The organism is Bordetella parapertussis (assembly GCF_020735925.1).
In the GTDB taxonomy this organism is placed as follows: Bacteria; Pseudomonadota; Gammaproteobacteria; order Burkholderiales; family Burkholderiaceae_B; genus Bordetella; species Bordetella pertussis.
Genome location: NZ_CP085971.1, coordinates 3,514,793 through 3,528,808, shown reverse-complemented (window position 1 = coordinate 3,528,808; position 14,016 = coordinate 3,514,793). Strand labels below are relative to the sequence as shown.

Annotated in this window: 11 protein-coding genes and 1 pseudogene; 7 read left to right on the top strand and 5 right to left on the bottom strand. The window is 65.7% G+C overall.

The annotated features are described in order from the left end of the window. The first annotated feature begins 49 nt into the window (after positions 1–49). Together LK409_RS16610 and LK409_RS16605 are read left to right on the top strand one after the other, a co-directional pair. Positions 50–1,012 (top strand): bifunctional GNAT family N-acetyltransferase/nucleoside diphosphate kinase regulator, encoded by a 963-nt coding sequence (locus tag LK409_RS16610; RefSeq protein WP_003814488.1) that lies wholly within the window; start codon positions 50–52, stop codon positions 1,010–1,012. A gap of 89 nt (positions 1,013–1,101) precedes the next feature. Continuing rightward, positions 1,102–1,692: a YceI family protein gene (locus LK409_RS16605; RefSeq protein ID WP_003814470.1), complete on the top strand. Its 591-nt coding sequence runs from the start codon at positions 1,102–1,104 to the stop codon at positions 1,690–1,692. Between the two features lie 15 nt (positions 1,693–1,707). Here LK409_RS16605 and LK409_RS16600 read toward each other — a convergent pair whose 3' ends face one another. Beyond that, positions 1,708–4,152, bottom strand: coding sequence for a TonB-dependent siderophore receptor (locus LK409_RS16600; protein ID WP_010929195.1), 2,445 nt, complete (start codon positions 4,150–4,152; stop codon positions 1,708–1,710). Between the two features lie 119 nt (positions 4,153–4,271). Beyond that, complete coding sequence (locus tag LK409_RS16595; RefSeq protein WP_010929194.1) at positions 4,272–5,243, bottom strand: FecR family protein; 972 nt, start codon at positions 5,241–5,243, stop codon at positions 4,272–4,274. Positions 5,244–5,373: 130 nt separating this feature from the next. Between LK409_RS16595 and LK409_RS16590 the strand changes: the two genes are divergently transcribed. Then, entirely contained in the window at positions 5,374–5,862 is a 489-nt protein-coding gene (locus LK409_RS16590; RefSeq protein ID WP_003814464.1) for a sigma-70 family RNA polymerase sigma factor, read from the top strand. Between the two features lie 55 nt (positions 5,863–5,917). On the opposite strand, the gene LK409_RS16585 is transcribed toward LK409_RS16590, so the two are convergent. Together LK409_RS16585 and nspC are read right to left on the bottom strand one after the other, a co-directional pair. Then, positions 5,918–7,183 carry a saccharopine dehydrogenase family protein gene (locus LK409_RS16585; protein WP_010929193.1) on the bottom strand — a complete coding sequence of 422 codons (1,266 nt, stop codon included), beginning with the start codon at positions 7,181–7,183 and terminating at the stop codon, positions 5,918–5,920. A 33-nt stretch (positions 7,184–7,216) separates the two neighbouring features. After that, the gene (gene nspC, locus LK409_RS16580; protein ID WP_003814461.1) at positions 7,217–8,314 is read right to left on the bottom strand and encodes a carboxynorspermidine decarboxylase; all 1,098 of its coding nucleotides are present in this window, start codon (positions 8,312–8,314) and stop codon (positions 7,217–7,219) included. Positions 8,315–8,870: 556 nt separating this feature from the next. On the opposite strand from nspC, the gene LK409_RS16575 reads away from it, so the two are divergent. Further along, positions 8,871–9,440: a TetR/AcrR family transcriptional regulator gene (locus LK409_RS16575; RefSeq protein ID WP_003814459.1), complete on the top strand. Its 570-nt coding sequence runs from the start codon at positions 8,871–8,873 to the stop codon at positions 9,438–9,440. A 67-nt stretch (positions 9,441–9,507) separates the two neighbouring features. Here the strand turns inward: LK409_RS16575 and LK409_RS16570 are convergent, their stop codons facing one another. Continuing rightward, positions 9,508–10,323 carry an IclR family transcriptional regulator gene (locus tag LK409_RS16570; protein ID WP_010929192.1) on the bottom strand — a complete coding sequence of 272 codons (816 nt, stop codon included), beginning with the start codon at positions 10,321–10,323 and terminating at the stop codon, positions 9,508–9,510. 199 nt (positions 10,324–10,522) lie between these two features. On the opposite strand from LK409_RS16570, the gene LK409_RS16565 reads away from it, so the two are divergent. From LK409_RS16565 to LK409_RS16555, 3 genes and pseudogenes are all read left to right on the top strand, one after another. Beyond that, positions 10,523–12,109 (top strand): ABC transporter substrate-binding protein, encoded by a 1,587-nt coding sequence (locus LK409_RS16565; protein ID WP_226376440.1) that lies wholly within the window; start codon positions 10,523–10,525, stop codon positions 12,107–12,109. 78 nt (positions 12,110–12,187) lie between these two features. Then, positions 12,188–13,130, top strand: a pseudogene (locus LK409_RS16560) (ABC transporter permease). Further along, the gene (locus tag LK409_RS16555) at positions 13,130–14,014 is read left to right on the top strand and encodes an ABC transporter permease (RefSeq protein WP_003814451.1); all 885 of its coding nucleotides are present in this window, start codon (positions 13,130–13,132) and stop codon (positions 14,012–14,014) included. The pseudogene LK409_RS16560 and the gene LK409_RS16555 overlap by 1 nt, the downstream one beginning before the upstream one ends. The last annotated feature ends 2 nt before the right edge of the window (positions 14,015–14,016 follow it).

The following is a 14,016-nucleotide window of genomic DNA, read 5'->3' as shown; positions in this document are numbered from 1 at the left end:
CCCTGCGCGCGTGCTGGCTTAAAATGGCCGCTTTGTGGAAAGAACCGTCATGGCCGTGGCCATGAAGGGCTTTCATTCTTTACAACCAAATGTGGTGAAGATGAACAAGCCTTTCATTTCGCTGTGTCCGGAAATTACCCGGGCGCACGCGCTGACTCTGATGGATTGGCTGGAGGACGAGCATGTCACCCGTCATCTGAGCGATTCGCGCCATGTCTCGCGGTTCATCGAACAGGTCATCGACCGGGTCCAGTTGCCGGTCCTGACCCATCTGTTCAACCAGGGCGGCCGATTCTTCATGGCCTATGACCGGCATGACGTGCCGGTGGGTTTTGTCCGTCTCGTCAAGACGGGGTCGGACTGCGAGATCGTCCTGGTCATCGGAAACCGCGACAACTGGGGCCGCAAGCTGGGCGCCAGCGCCATCCGCGAAGGCATGAAGCTGGCCTTCTTCGAGATGCGGGCCGCGCGGCTCATCGCCAAGGTCCACCCGGACAACGAACGTTCGTTGAACGCCTTCCTGCGTTGCGGTTTCGTGCTGGAAAGCGAAACGCCGACGCTGAAGTCATTCTCCATGACTGTGGAGCGCTATCTCCGGTTCTTGCGCGAAAGCGCGGCGGGCGAGCCCAGTGGAATCCAGATCACCGAAATCGACCAGGCCCGGCTCAGGAGCCTGCTCGAGCTCGAACAGGGCCCGGCGCTTGCCGAGCTGGAGCACGAGGTCGAGCGCGCCGTCGTGGTGGATCCGCGGCAAGTGGCGGGCAATGTCGTGACGATGAACTCCAGGGCCTTGCTGAACGTGGACGACGAGCAAGTGGAGGTGGCGCTGGTCTATCCTGACGACGCGGACGACAGCGCCGGGAAACTATCTGTCTTTTCCGACTTCGGCACCGCGATCCTGGGCTACCAGGAAGGCGATGCCGTCGACTGGCGGATTTCGGACCGCACCCGCCGGATCTGGATAGAGAAAGTGCTCTACCAGCCGGAAGCCGCGGGGGATTTCCACCTGTAGGTTCGCACGCTCCGGCGGCCGGCTGGCCTGGCCGCCGCCATGAACCAGGGCGCTTCCGGTTTCCGGAGGCCAGGCACCAAAGCGCATCCATGAAGAAAAACTACCCTGCCTATTTCGCCGCCACGCTCCTGGCGCTGGCTGGCCTGTCGGCGCAGGCCGCGCCGGTCGATTACCAGATCGATCCGGAGCACACCGAAATCGTGGTGACCTGGGACCACCTGGGCTTCTCCAAGCCCACGGCGCACGCGGGCGGCGTCACCGGCGTGGTGCGCTACGACGCGGCCAGTCCGGCGGATTCGGCGGTCGATCTGCGCATACCGGTGTCGAAGCTGACTTCGCACGTTCCCAAGCTGGACGGGATGCTGCAGGGCGTCCAGTTCTTCGAGGCAGCCAGGTATCCCGATATCCGCTTCAAGAGCACCTCGGTGACCGACCGGGGCGACGGCAGGCTGCAGATCGACGGCATCCTGCGCATCAAGGGCATCGACAAGCCGGTGGTCCTGCAGGCGCGCCGGAACGGGCAGGGCATGCACCCGATGGCGCAGCGTCCCGCCATCGGTTTCGACGCCACGACGACATTGAAGCGCAGCGATTTCGGCGTGGACGCGTTCGCGCCGGATGTCAGCGACGAGGTCCAGCTGCGCATCACCATCGAGGCGGTCGCGGAAGCGGCGCGCTGACGCCGGCCGCGTTCCCTACCATTTGTACGTGACCCGGCCCAGCACGGTCCTGCCTTCTCCGTAGAAGCAGGCATAGGTGCACGAGGCCACGTAGTCCTTGTCGAACAGGTTGCGCACGGTGAGATCGGCCGTCCAGCCTTTCAGGGACGGGCTGCGCGCCCCGAAGTCGTAGCGCACGGCGGCGTCGAACACGGTGTAGTCGCCGACCTTGGCGGCATTGGTGTTGTTGTAGGTCGAGCCCATGTAGCGCACGCCGGCGCCGATATTCAGCCCCGCCAGCGCACCGGACGGGACGGTGTAGTCGGACCATAGCGACGCCATGTTGCGCGGCACGGCCTCGGGCGTGTTGCCTAGCGTGTTGGAGTTGCTCTTGGTGATTTCCGCGTCGGTATACGTGTAGGCCGCGATCAGGTTCCAGCCCGAGGCCAGGTTGGCGGTGGCCGACAATTCGAGGCCGCGCGAGCGCACCTCGCCTTCCTGCACGCTGTAGACGGGGTTGGCGGGGTCGGTCGTGGGGACGTTGGTGCGCGTCAGCTCGAAGACGGATGCGGTGATGAACAAGTTCGAACCATTGGGCTGGTACTTCACGCCGGCTTCCCACTGCTTGCCCTTGGTCGGGTCGAAGGGCGTGGTGCCGCGTGCGGGCGAGGTGGTGCCGGCCTGCGGCTGGAACGAAGTCGAATAGCTGATATAGGGCGCCAGACCGTTGTCCGCAAGGTAGAGCAGGCCGGTGCGCCACGTGAACGCGTTGTCGCCGGTGCGGGTATTGACGCCGCTCAGCTTGTTCAGCGTCGAGCCGTCGGCATTGTCGTAGCGGCCGCTGAGCACCACCACCAGTTTGTCGTCGAACTTTATCTGGTCCTGCAAGTACAGGCCGAGCTGGCTGCGCTTCTCGTTGGTGTAGGTGTCCGGCTTCGCCGGCAGCAGTACGTCCGAGCCGTACGCCGGATCGAAGAAGTCGATCGGGGCGAGGTTGTTGTAGCCGGCGTACTGTTTGCGGGTGAACGAGGTTTCGGTGTAATCGAGGCCGGACAGCGTGTTGTGCCTGAAGCGGCCGGATTGCCACGTGGCCTCGAACTGGTTGTCGATGCTCACGCCGTGGGCGTCATCGTCGCGGCGGTAGGCGCCGCGCTCGGCCGTGGAGAAGTCGCTTCCGGGCACCCAGGTCCACCAGTAGGCGTGGTTGACGCGGTTGCGCGACTGGGCGTAGCCCAGGTTCTGCTTGAATTGCCAGGTGTCGTTGAAGCGGTGCGCAAACTGGTACCCCACGTTGGCGACCTCCTGGTCCCACTTGCTCCAGTCGGGCTCGCCGGTGAAGCGGTGACGCGGGATGCGGCCGTTGGGGTTGTACTTGACCGTGCCTTCGAGCGGGTAGCCGGCGTTGTTGATGGTCTTGTTCTTCATGTAGCTCGCCAGCAGCGTCAGCGAGGTGTCCGGGCTGATGCGCCAGGTCAGCGCGGGGGCGAGATAGTAGCGGTCGTCCGGGACATGGTCGATCATCGTGTCGGCATTGCGCGCCAGGCCGGTCAGGCGGTAGGTCAGCCGTCCCTCGTCGTCGATGCGTCCGCCGAAGTCGCCGGCGAGCTGCCTGTTGCTGTGCGAGCCGCCGCTCAGCTGCAGTTCGCGCAGCGGGCTGTCTGTCGGCCGCTTGGACACCACGTTGACGATGCCGCCTGGCGAGGCCTGTCCGTACAGCACCGAAGCGGGGCCTTTCACGACCTCGATGCGTTCGAGCGCGTAGGGTTCGGACATCGCGCTGTAATGGGGCAGGGGGATTTTCAGCCCGTCGCGGAACATGACGCCGGGATTGGTGCGGACGTCGAAGCCGCGGATGATGAAAGGATCGTCGGTGCGGTTGAATCCTTCCTGCACCACGATACCGGGCGTGTAGCGCACGGCGTCGCCCAGCGTCTGCGGATTCTGCTCGCGGATCTGCGCGGCGGTCACCACCGAAATGGATTGCGGTATTTCGATCAGCGGCGTGTCCGTCTTGGTGCCGGCTGTCGTGCCTGTGGCCACGTAGGTGTCGGAGTCAGGCAGGGCGCCGACCACGCTGATTGCCGGCAGCGTCGCAGTCAGCGGCATGGGCGTGAGCGTGACGGTGTTGTGCTGGATCGAATAGCGGATGTTGCGGCCTTTCAGCAGGCGTTCCAGCGCTTCGGCAGGTTCCATGCGGCCCTGCACGGCGGGGCTGCGCTGGCCATCGACCAGGTCCTGGCTGTACAGGACCTGCAGGTTGGCTTGCCGGCCAAGCTGGTGCAGGGCTTGGGCCAGGTTCTGGGGCGGGATATCGACGTCGATGGGCGCGGCCTGTACGCCAGTGCCCAGGCAGGCAAGCGCGCCCAGCAGGGCAGGGATCAGGCGGCGGGGGCGCGACGATGAGTGCAGGGCGCGGGTTGCCGCGCTCGGTCTGGCTCGCATGGAATGTTTAACCGAAAAGAGATTGAAAGTAATTACCACTACCAATCTCTAAGACGGAACGGCCAGACCTCCTGGGAATGCAAAATTGAAACAAAATGAAACGTCACGCGAGTCTCGGCCGGCCGCTGCGCGGCGCTATCGCAAACCTGCGCCGCGGCTTATCGAGGCGGGTTGGGAACCAGCGCCAGGCTGCCGTCGGCCTTGCGTACCGTACGCACGGGCAGGATGTCAGGCAGCGCGCGGGCCAGTTCGCCCACATTGCGCACATCGTAGGTGCCGCCCAGGCGCAGGCCCGCGATGGCGGGATCCACCGTCGTGTAGCGCGCCTCGGCGGGCAGGTAGCGGTTGATCTGCATGATGGCGTCGCGCAGCGTGGTGTTGTCGAGCACCAGCTTGCCGTGGCGCCAGGCCGCGGACTGCGCGCCGTCGACGGCGCGCGTGACAGGCTCGCCGCGCCCGGCGTAGCGTGCCTGCGTCAGCGGTTGCAGGCTTACCGTCTTGCCGGTGGCGCTGGCGCGCAGGTCCACGCGGCCCTCGACCAGCGTGACGACGACGTTGTCGCCCGATTTCCAGACATTGAATGCCGTGCCGGTAACGGTGATCGTCCCGGCCCCGGCTTCGACCACGAAGGGATGGCTGGCGTCGTGGAACACGCGGAAATAGGCCTCCCCGTCGCTCAGGCGCACACGGCGCGCGTCCCGGTAGTTGCGATACACCATGGCCGTGTCGATGTTCATGTCGACTTCGGTGCCGTCGCCCAGCGTGACCGTGGCCACCCGCGCATCGCTGGCGTAGCGGTGGTAGGAACTGGGCAGTACGGCGAACCACCAGCCGGCTGCCCAGCAGGCCAGGCCCAGCGCGCAGGCGCCCAGCGCCCGGCGGGCGGCGGGATAGGGACGGCGCCGCGGCGCGCAGGCCTTGGCCGGCGCCTCATGGGCCGGCAGGTCCTGCGCCAGCGTCCAGATATCGCGCACCGCTTCGTACTCGCGGGCGTGGCGCGGATCTGCTTCGAGCCAGGCTTGCAGCGCCGCGCGGTCCTGCTCGGAACAGGACGCATCGTGGATGCGCACGCACCATTGCACGGCCTGCTCGGTCAGGAGGTCGTCCTGCTTGCTGGGTGGGACAGCCATGGCTGTTAATATAAATGAGATTTGTTACACATTTGGCGCCGTGCACGGCCTGGGGAGAGCACGGTTTCAGGCGGCATTATGCAGGATTCCGCATTTGCGCCTTGGTCGGTCGACGCGGGGGAAGGCCTGGATGGAGCAGTACTACACGGAGTTGTTGCGGTTCCTTGCGCGAAAACTCGGCAATTCGCATGACGCCGCCGATGTCGCCCAGGAGGCCTATGCGCGCGTGCTCGATCGCAATGGCAGCTGCGCCATCGTCCAGCCGCGCGCATTTCTGTTCCGGGCCGCCCTGAATCTTTGCACGGACCTGTATCGCAACCGTCGCGGCAGCCAGGTCATGCCGCTGGACGCCGCCGCAGAAGCCGTCCGGTGCGAAGCGCCGCTGCAGGACGAGCGGCTCTACCGCCGGCAGCAACTGGCGCGGCTGGAACGGGCCCTGCAGGAGTTGCCGCCGGCCTGCCGTCAGGCCTTCCTGATGCGGCAGGTTGAAGGCATGTCGCACGATGAAATCGCCAACAGCCTCGGCATTTCCGTTGATATGGTGCACAAGCACCTCACGCGCGCGCTACGGCACTGCCGCTCCCGCATGCGCGCGTGGGAACACGGCGCCGATGCCTAGCTGACCAGCGCGCGGGGCCCGGCCCGGGATGGCGCAGGCCGGGGCGATGGCGGCGTCAGGCGGCTTTCAGCAGCTTCCCGCATGGGCTGAGCAGCGCGCGGTCGCCGTGCGCATCGCGGATCCGGGACGGCAGCCCCATGGTCTCCAGCAGCTGCAGCCACGGGCGCGGCGCGAGTTGCTCGATGTTGTTCATCTTGCGGTTGTCCCACGCGCCGTCGGCGATCAGCAGCGCGGCCGCGGTGGCGGGCACGCCGGCCGTATACGAGATGGCCTGGCTGCCCACTTCGCGGTAGGCCTGCTCGTGGTCGCACACGTTGTAGATCAGGACCTCATGGGGGCGGCCGTCCTTGACGCCGCGGACCAGGTCGCCGATGCAGGTCTTGCCCTTGTAGGTGCGGGCCAGGGACGCGGGGTCGGGCAGCACGGCCTTGACCACTTTCAGCGGGACGACCTGCTGGCCCTCGGCCGTGCGCACCGGTTGCTCGGACAGCAGGCCGAGGGAGTTCAGCACGGTGAAGACGTTGATGTAGTGGTCGCTGAAGCCCATCCAGAAGCGGATGTTGGGGACGTTCAGGTGCGTCGACAGCGAGTGGATCTCGTCATGGCCGGTCAGGTAGGTGGTCTGGCGGCCGACCACGGGCAGGTCCCAGGCGCGCTGCTCTTCGAACATGCGGTTCTCGCACCAGCGGCCTTCCTGCCATGACCAGACGGATCCGGTGAACTCGCGGAAGTTGATCTCGGGATCGAAGTTGGTGGCGAAGTACTTGCCGTGCGAGCCCGCGTTGGTATCGATGATGTCGATCGAGCTGACCTCGTCGAACAGTTCGTCGACCGCCAGCTTAGCGTAGGCGTTGACCACGCCGGGGTCGAAGCCCGCGCCCAGGATCGCGGTCACGCCGGCGTCGGCGCAGGCCTGCGCCTGCTTCCACTCGTAGTTCGCGTACCAGGGCGGCGCCTCGCAGGTCTTCGCGGGGTCTTCGTGGATGGCCGTGTCGATGTAGGCCGCGCCGGTTTCGATGCATGCGGCGAGCACGGCCATGTTCAGGAACGAGGTGCCGGCCTGGATGACGATGCGCGCATTGGTGGCGCGGATGAGCGCGGCGGTCGCCTTTATGTCCAGTGCGTTCAGGCCATGCGCTTTCACGACGCCGTTGGTTTGCAGGTTGCTCATGGCATGGACCGAGCGGACGATTCCCTGGGCCTTGTCCAGCGTGCGCGACGCGATGTGGATTTCGCCGAGCGTGGCGTTGTGCTGCGCGCATTTGTGCGCGACCACGTGCGCCACGCCGCCGGCGCCGATGATCAGGACGTTTCGTTTCATTTTGACCTCGCTTCAATCAACAGAGCCAGTTCCTCAGGACAGGCTGTCTACGTAATCCTGGTAGCCGAACTCCCGCACCAGCCGAATTTCTCCATCCAGTTCCCGGATCGCGATGGCGGGCATGCGCACGCCGTTGAACCAGTTCTTCTTGACCATCGTGTACCCCGCGGCGTCCTGGATGGAAATCCGCGAACCGGGTTGCAGCGGCGATTCGAAGCTGAATTCGCCGAACACGTCGCCCGCCAGGCAGGAGTTGCCATAGATGACGTAGCGGTGCGGGCCCTGGTCGGGCTGCACGCGCGCGCTCATGCGGTAGATCAGCAGGTCGAGCATGTGGGCTTCGGTCGCCGCGTCGACGATGGCCAGGTTCTTTTCGTTGCGCATCACGTCCAGCACCGTCACTTCCAGTGTGGCCGTATTGGTGATGGCCGCTTCGCCCGGCTCCAGGTATACCTGGACGCCGTACTGCTCCGAGAAGCGGCGCAAGCGGTCGCAGAAAGCGTCCAGCGCGTATCCGGGCTCGGTGAAGTGGATCCCGCCGCCCAGGCTGATCCAGTTGATTTGCCCAAGCAGGTGGCCGTAGCGATGCTCGAGTTCGGTCAGCAGGGCGTCGAAGCGGGTGAAATCGCGGTTCTCGCAATTGTTGTGGACCATGAAGCCGTCGATCATCGGCATGGCTTGCGCGATCCTGTCCAGGTCCGTTTCGCCCAGGCGGCTGAAGGGCCTGGCGGGGTTGGCCAGGTCATAGCCGGACACGCTGATGCCGGGATTCAGGCGCAGCCCCCGCGGTATGGCCGAGGCGCGCGGCGCGTAGCGCTCGAGCTGCGACAGCGAGTTGAAGATGATCTTGTCGGCGCAGGCGACCACGTCGTCGATGTCGTCCTCGGCATAGGCCACGCTGTAGGCATGGGTCTCGCCGCCGAATTTCTCGCGGCCCAGGCGGACTTCGAACAGCGACGACGATGTCGTGCCGTCCATGTACTCGCGCATCAGGTCGAATACGCTCCAGGTGGCGAAGCACTTGAGCGCGAGCAGGACCTTCGCCCCGGATCGCTCGCGGATGCGGCGTATGACCTCCAGGTTCTGGAGCAGGGCACGTTTGTCGATCAGGTAGTAAGGCGTTTTCAACATGGCGGGGCAATGCCACGCACGGGGCTCGCAAGGCCATGCGTGGAGTGTTGCAATAGGAAAGTGGCCGGGCGATCGGCCGCGAAGCCGGGAGCCCGTGAAGGCGATGGCGGGTGGAGGCGCGCCGCAGCGCGGCGCTGGCCTCAGGTACGCATTCGGTCCGAGTGGGGAAGCAGCGTGCCAGCCTTGTGGTGCAGCGCGCCATGCAACGGATGCAGCGCACGCGCGGCCGACGCGAATGCGATTCGCGTTGCGGTCACGATAGTTCTGTCTTCCGTTTGGGTCGTGTTCAGCGATGCCGGAACGATCCCCAATTGGAAGAGGGCGTCACTATTCATAGCGTCCTCTCCAACCAGTAGATGGGCCCCTGCCGAGAAGGGGCCGAGACTTCATATTGCATTACGCCAACGGCGGCCGGTGAAGCCGGGCTCGCGGCGGGACAACGGGCGCGGCGTCACGCGCCATATGGAGGCACGAGGTGGAGGCTCGAGGCGACACGAACCCCGGGGCTCCGACTTGTTATCATATGATCGTATCATAATTGAATTTGGACGCCTAGATGGTCAGACCCCGCACGATAGATCGAGAGCGTTTGCTGGATATCGCCGAATCCATCATTTCGGAGGCGGGCGCCGTGACGATCTCCTTTGGCGGGCTGGCCGAGGCGGCCGGCCTGTCCAAGGCGAGCGTCCAGTCCGTGTTCGGCACGCGCGAGGCCATGATGGAGGCCTTGCTGGAAAGGTGGCTGCGCAAGGAACAGCGCGCCTACCAGAAGAAGATCGGCCCGCAATCGTCGCTGCGCGAGCGTGTGCGCAGGCATGTCAAGATCACCGGCAAGGAATCGTCCGAGGCCAACTCAAGGCTGGCGGCGGTCCTGACGGCGCTGGTCGGCTCGGATGCGACCGAGGGCGTGATGGCGAAGTGGTACGCGTCGCGAGTCGGCAAGTTCTCGGCGGAAACTCAGGAAGAGCGGCTGTTGCGCATTGCTTTTCTTGCTGCCGAAGGTGCGTTTTTCATGCGGCATGTGGCTGGATTTCCGATGTCCGATCGGCTCTGGCGCGAGCTGTTCCACGATCTGCTGGACTTCGTGGCCGAACCCGTGGGCGGCGCGGCGCGCTCGGCCGCGTAAGGCGCGGCCATGGGCATGCCCGCGCGAGCCCATGGCCCGGATACGGGCTGCCGGCGCGGGCGCCGTCTCAGCTCAGGCGATTGATGGCCGTGGCGGCTTCCACCGCCAGCGGCGCGAATCGCGCGGTGAAGGCTTCGGGCGTCCACTCGCTCAGCGAGCCCGCGATATGTATCGCGCCGACCGGACGGCCGTCGGCGCCCAGCACCGCCACGCCTATGCCTATCTCTCCCACCAGCACCTCCTCGATGGTGACGGCGTAGCCGGACACGCGCGCCTGTTCGACTTTCTTGCGGATCTCCCTGGGCGCGGTGATGGTCTTGTCCGTGAACGGGGTGCGGTCGGAGCGGGCGATGATGTCGTCGACCTCGGCGCCGGGCAGGTGGGACAGGATGGCTCGCCCGCCGGCGGTGCAGAACGTGGGCACGCTGTGCCCCACCAGGGTGGCGAAGAAGGTCTCCCGCTTGCTCTGCAGGCGCGAGGCGTAGACCAATCGCAGGTCGTCGAACACGCTGAGGTCGACACGCTCCAGCGCATTGCGCCGCAGGTCGAGCAGGACGGGGGAGGCGCGCGAAATCAGGGTATTGAGCCGCAGGTAGTCCAGCGCATGGTCGAGGATGCGTATGCCGGGGACGTAGCCGCGTCCTCCGTCGCTGCGCTCGACATAGCCGAGCACGCGCAGGGTGTTGAGAATGCGCTGGGTGCTGCTGCGGCCCACTCCCGACGCCTCGGCGATTTCGTCCAGGCTCATGGGCCGCACCGCGCGATGGAAGGCGGACAGCACCTGCAGGGTTCTCGCCGCGGCCTGCACGAACAACGGGTCTTCGAGCTCTTCTTCGGTGGGAGACCTGACGCCCAGTTTGCTGTTGACAATACTACGCCGCATGAATTCCTCCTATTGACGGGCTGACGATATCTCATTTAGGATTGTCGCAAACAATATATAAGTATCTCACAGCGATACTTAAGTTCCGAAGTTTGTTTTCGATGTTAGTTGTTCCCGGTCACCGAAGTCATCTCTGATGTAGTCGACACAACAAGGGGAAGAAACGATGTTCATCGCACGCAATGCGGCTGATCCCGCTGTGAAGATACGCGCCGGCGCACGCCTGGCGGCCGTGGCGGCCGCGCTCTGCGGACTGGCCGCGACGGTCCCCGCGGCGGCGCAGGCGCCCAAGACGGTGACGGCCGTCATGCACTCGGGGCTGCGCGTCCTGGACCCCATCATCACGACGGCCCACATCACGCGCAATCATGGGTACATGATCTATGACGTGCTGGTCTCGATGGACAAGGATTTCAATGTCCGGCCGCAGATGGCGGATTTCAGTGTGTCGCCCGACGGGCTGACCTACACCTTCACGCTGCGCGACAACCTGTGGTTCCATGACGGGGCGCCGGTCACGGCGGCCGATGTGGTGGCCTCGCTCAAGCGCTGGGGCGAGCGCGACACCGGCGGCCAGCACATTTTCGACCAGACCGAAAGCCTGGCCGCCACCGACGCCCGGACGATCACCTGGAAACTGAGCAAGCCGTTCGGCCCGATGCTGGAAACCCTGGGCAAGCAGTCGACGGTGCCGCCGTTCATCATGCCCGAGCGGGTGGCCAGGACGCCGTCGAGCGAAGCCATTACCGACTACACCGGCTCCGGCCCGTTCCGCTTCGTCCTGGACGAGTTCTCGCCCGGCGTGAAGGTGGCGTATGCGAAGTTCGACAAATACGTGCCGCGCAACGAACCGGCCAACTGGATGGCGGGCGGCAAGGTGGTCAAGGTCGACCGGGTCAACTGGGTGACCATGCCGGACGCGCAGACGGCGGTCAGCGCGCTGTCGTCGGGCGAGATCGACTATCTGGAGCAGACGCCGACCGATCTGCTGCCCATCCTCGAGTCGAACGCCGACGTGGTGCTGGAAGTGCGCGACCAACTGGGCTACCAGGCCCTGGGGCGCATGAATTTCAAGCAGCCGCCGTTCAACGACAAGCGGATACGCCAGGCCGCGCTCAAGGCCATGAGCCAGGAGCCCATCCTGGCGGCCATGGTCGGCAATCCCAAGTATTACCAGGTATGCGGCGCGGTGCTGGGCTGCGGCACGCCGCTGGCCTCCGAAGCCGGCGCCGGGGCCCTGACCGGCAAGGGCGACGTGGAGGGCGCGCGCGCCCTGCTCAAGGAGGCGGGCTATGACGGATCGCCCGTCGTGATCCTGCAGCCGACCGATGTGCCCATTCTCGCCGCGCCGCCGCTGGTGGCGGCCCAGCAATTGCGCGCCGCCGGCTTCAAGGTGGACCTGCAGCCGATGGACTGGCAGACGCTGGTGACCCGCCGCACCAACAAGGGCGCGCCGTCGCAGGGCGGCTGGAGCATGTTCTTCAGTTACTGGATGGTGCCCGAGGTCACGACGCCGTTGATCAACGCCACGCTCAACGCGCGCGGCGACGAGGGCTTCTTCGGCTGGGCGCAGGATCCCGAGCTGGAGGCGATGCGCGGCGAGTACATCAAGGCCGGATCGCCGCAGGCGCAGCTGGACGTGGCCAAGCGGATCCAGGCGCGCGTCATGGACGAGGTCACCTACCTGCCGCTGGGCCAGTTCCAGACGGTCCAGGGGCGCCGCGCCAACCTGGTCGACATCATTGCGTCGCCGGTTCCCGTGTTCTGGCAGATGGACAAGAAGTAGCCATCGCACCATGGCGGACCGGCGGCCTGGAGAGGCCGCGGTCCGCCCCATCCTGACTCAATCCACAAGGGGCGGCCGATGTTCGGTTACATCCTGCGGCGCGTGCTCGCCACGATTCCGGTCGTGGTGATCGTGGCGGTGTTCGTATTCCTGCTGCTGCGCCTGACGCCGGGCGACGCGGCGGCCATCATCGCCGGCGATTCGGCCACGCCCGCCCAAATCGAGAACATCCGCAAGTCGCTGGGCCTGACCGAGCCGCTGACGGTGCAGTTCCGCACCTGGATGACGCAGCTTGCGTCCGGCGACCTGGGAACGTCGATCATTTCCAGGCAGCCGGTCACCAAACTGATCGGCCAGCGGGTCGGGCCGACGCTGCAGATCGCCACCCTGACCAATCATCCTGTCGGTGCTGATCGCGGTGCCGCTGGGGGTGCTGGCCGCATGGCGGCATCGCAGCTGGCTCGACTACGCGGTGATGGCGTTCTCGGTCATCGGCTTTTCGATCCCGGCTTTCGTGGTGGGCTACATCCTGATGAAGATCTTCGCCGTGGACCTGCGCTGGCTGCCGGTGCAGGGCTTTACCTCGGTGTTCCAGGATCCGCAGCAGTTCCTGCGCACGGCGGTCCTGCCCTGCATGACGCTGGCCACGGTATTCGTGGCGCTGATCGCGCGTATGATCAGGGCCAGCATGCTCGACGTGCTGGGCGAGGACTACATCCGTACGGCGCGGGCCAAGGGCGTCAAGGAGCGCATCGTGCTGTTTCGCCACGCGCTGGGCAACGCGGCGGTGCCCATCGTCACCATCATCGGCACGGGGTTCGCGCTGCTGATCGCCGGCGTGGTGGTGACCGAGAGCGTCTACAACATTCCCGGCATCGGCCGCCTGACCGTGGACGCGGTGCTGGCGCGCGACTATCCGGTCATCCAGGCGATGATCCTGCTGACCAGCGCGCTGTACGTGTTCATCAATCTGTTGATCGATCTGTCCTATACCATTTTCGATCCGAGGATCCGCTACTGATGACCACGCTACCGCAGCCGGCCAGCGCCCTGCAGGCCGTATTCCGGGTCACTCAGCTGCCCGCATGGTGCCGCTTCGGCTGGCCGCCGATTGCCGCCGCGCTGGTGCTGGCGGTCCTGGTCCTGGCCACGGCGGCCGCCTATCTGTACATCCCGCACGATCCGATCGCGATCAACCCGCTGATGCGCCTGAAGCCGGCCAGCGCGGATCATTGGCTGGGCACGGATGCGCTGGGGCGCGACGTGTTCTCGCGCGTGATGGCGGGCGGCCAGGTCTCGCTGCTGGTGGGTGTGGCGGCGGCCGTCATCTCCATCGCCGCGGGGCTGTGCATCGGCCTGGTCTCGGGGTTCTTCCGCGTGCTCGACGGCGTGGTCATGCGCATCATGGACGCCGTGATGTCGGTGCCGTCCATCCTGCTGGCGATCGCCCTGGTCGCGCTCAACGGGCCGAGCATCTGGTCGGTCATCATCGCCATTACGGTGCCGGAGGTGCCGCGCGTGGTGCGCCTGGTGCGCTCGGTGGTGCTGTCGGCGCGCGAAGAGCCCTATGTCGAGGCGGCCCTGGCGCTGGGCACGTCGATGCCCGGCATTCTCTGGCGGCACATCATGCCCAATACCCTGGCGCCGCTCATGGTGCAGGCCACCTACGTCTGCGCCTCGGCCATCCTGACCGAGGCGGTGCTGTCGTTCCTGGGGGCGGGCGTCTCCACCGAGATACCGACCTGGGGCAACATCATGGCGGAAGCGCGCATGTACTTCCAGATCCGCCCGGGGCTGATGCTGTGGCCGGGCCTGCTGCTGTCGCTGTGCATCCTGTCCATCAACCTGCTGGGCGACACCGCGCGCGACATGCTCGATCCGCGCCTGAAGCGGCGGGGGGAGTAAAC

What these genes read in the sequence shown, in the direction of transcription:
- LK409_RS16610 (WP_003814488.1), top strand. Translation starts at nt 50, where the DNA reads ATGGCCGTGGCCATGAAGGGCTTTCATTCTTTACAACCAAATGTGGTG.
- LK409_RS16605 (WP_003814470.1), top strand. Translation starts at nt 1,102, where the DNA reads ATGAAGAAAAACTACCCTGCCTATTTCGCCGCCACGCTCCTGGCGCTG.
- LK409_RS16595 (WP_010929194.1), bottom strand. Translation starts at nt 5,243, where the DNA reads ATGGCTGTCCCACCCAGCAAGCAGGACGACCTCCTGACCGAGCAGGCC.
- LK409_RS16590 (WP_003814464.1), top strand. Translation starts at nt 5,374, where the DNA reads ATGGAGCAGTACTACACGGAGTTGTTGCGGTTCCTTGCGCGAAAACTC.
- LK409_RS16585 (WP_010929193.1), bottom strand. Translation starts at nt 7,183, where the DNA reads ATGAAACGAAACGTCCTGATCATCGGCGCCGGCGGCGTGGCGCACGTG.
- nspC (WP_003814461.1), bottom strand. Translation starts at nt 8,314, where the DNA reads ATGTTGAAAACGCCTTACTACCTGATCGACAAACGTGCCCTGCTCCAG.
- LK409_RS16575 (WP_003814459.1), top strand. Translation starts at nt 8,871, where the DNA reads ATGGTCAGACCCCGCACGATAGATCGAGAGCGTTTGCTGGATATCGCC.
- LK409_RS16570 (WP_010929192.1), bottom strand. Translation starts at nt 10,323, where the DNA reads ATGCGGCGTAGTATTGTCAACAGCAAACTGGGCGTCAGGTCTCCCACC.
- LK409_RS16555 (WP_003814451.1), top strand. Translation starts at nt 13,130, where the DNA reads ATGACCACGCTACCGCAGCCGGCCAGCGCCCTGCAGGCCGTATTCCGG.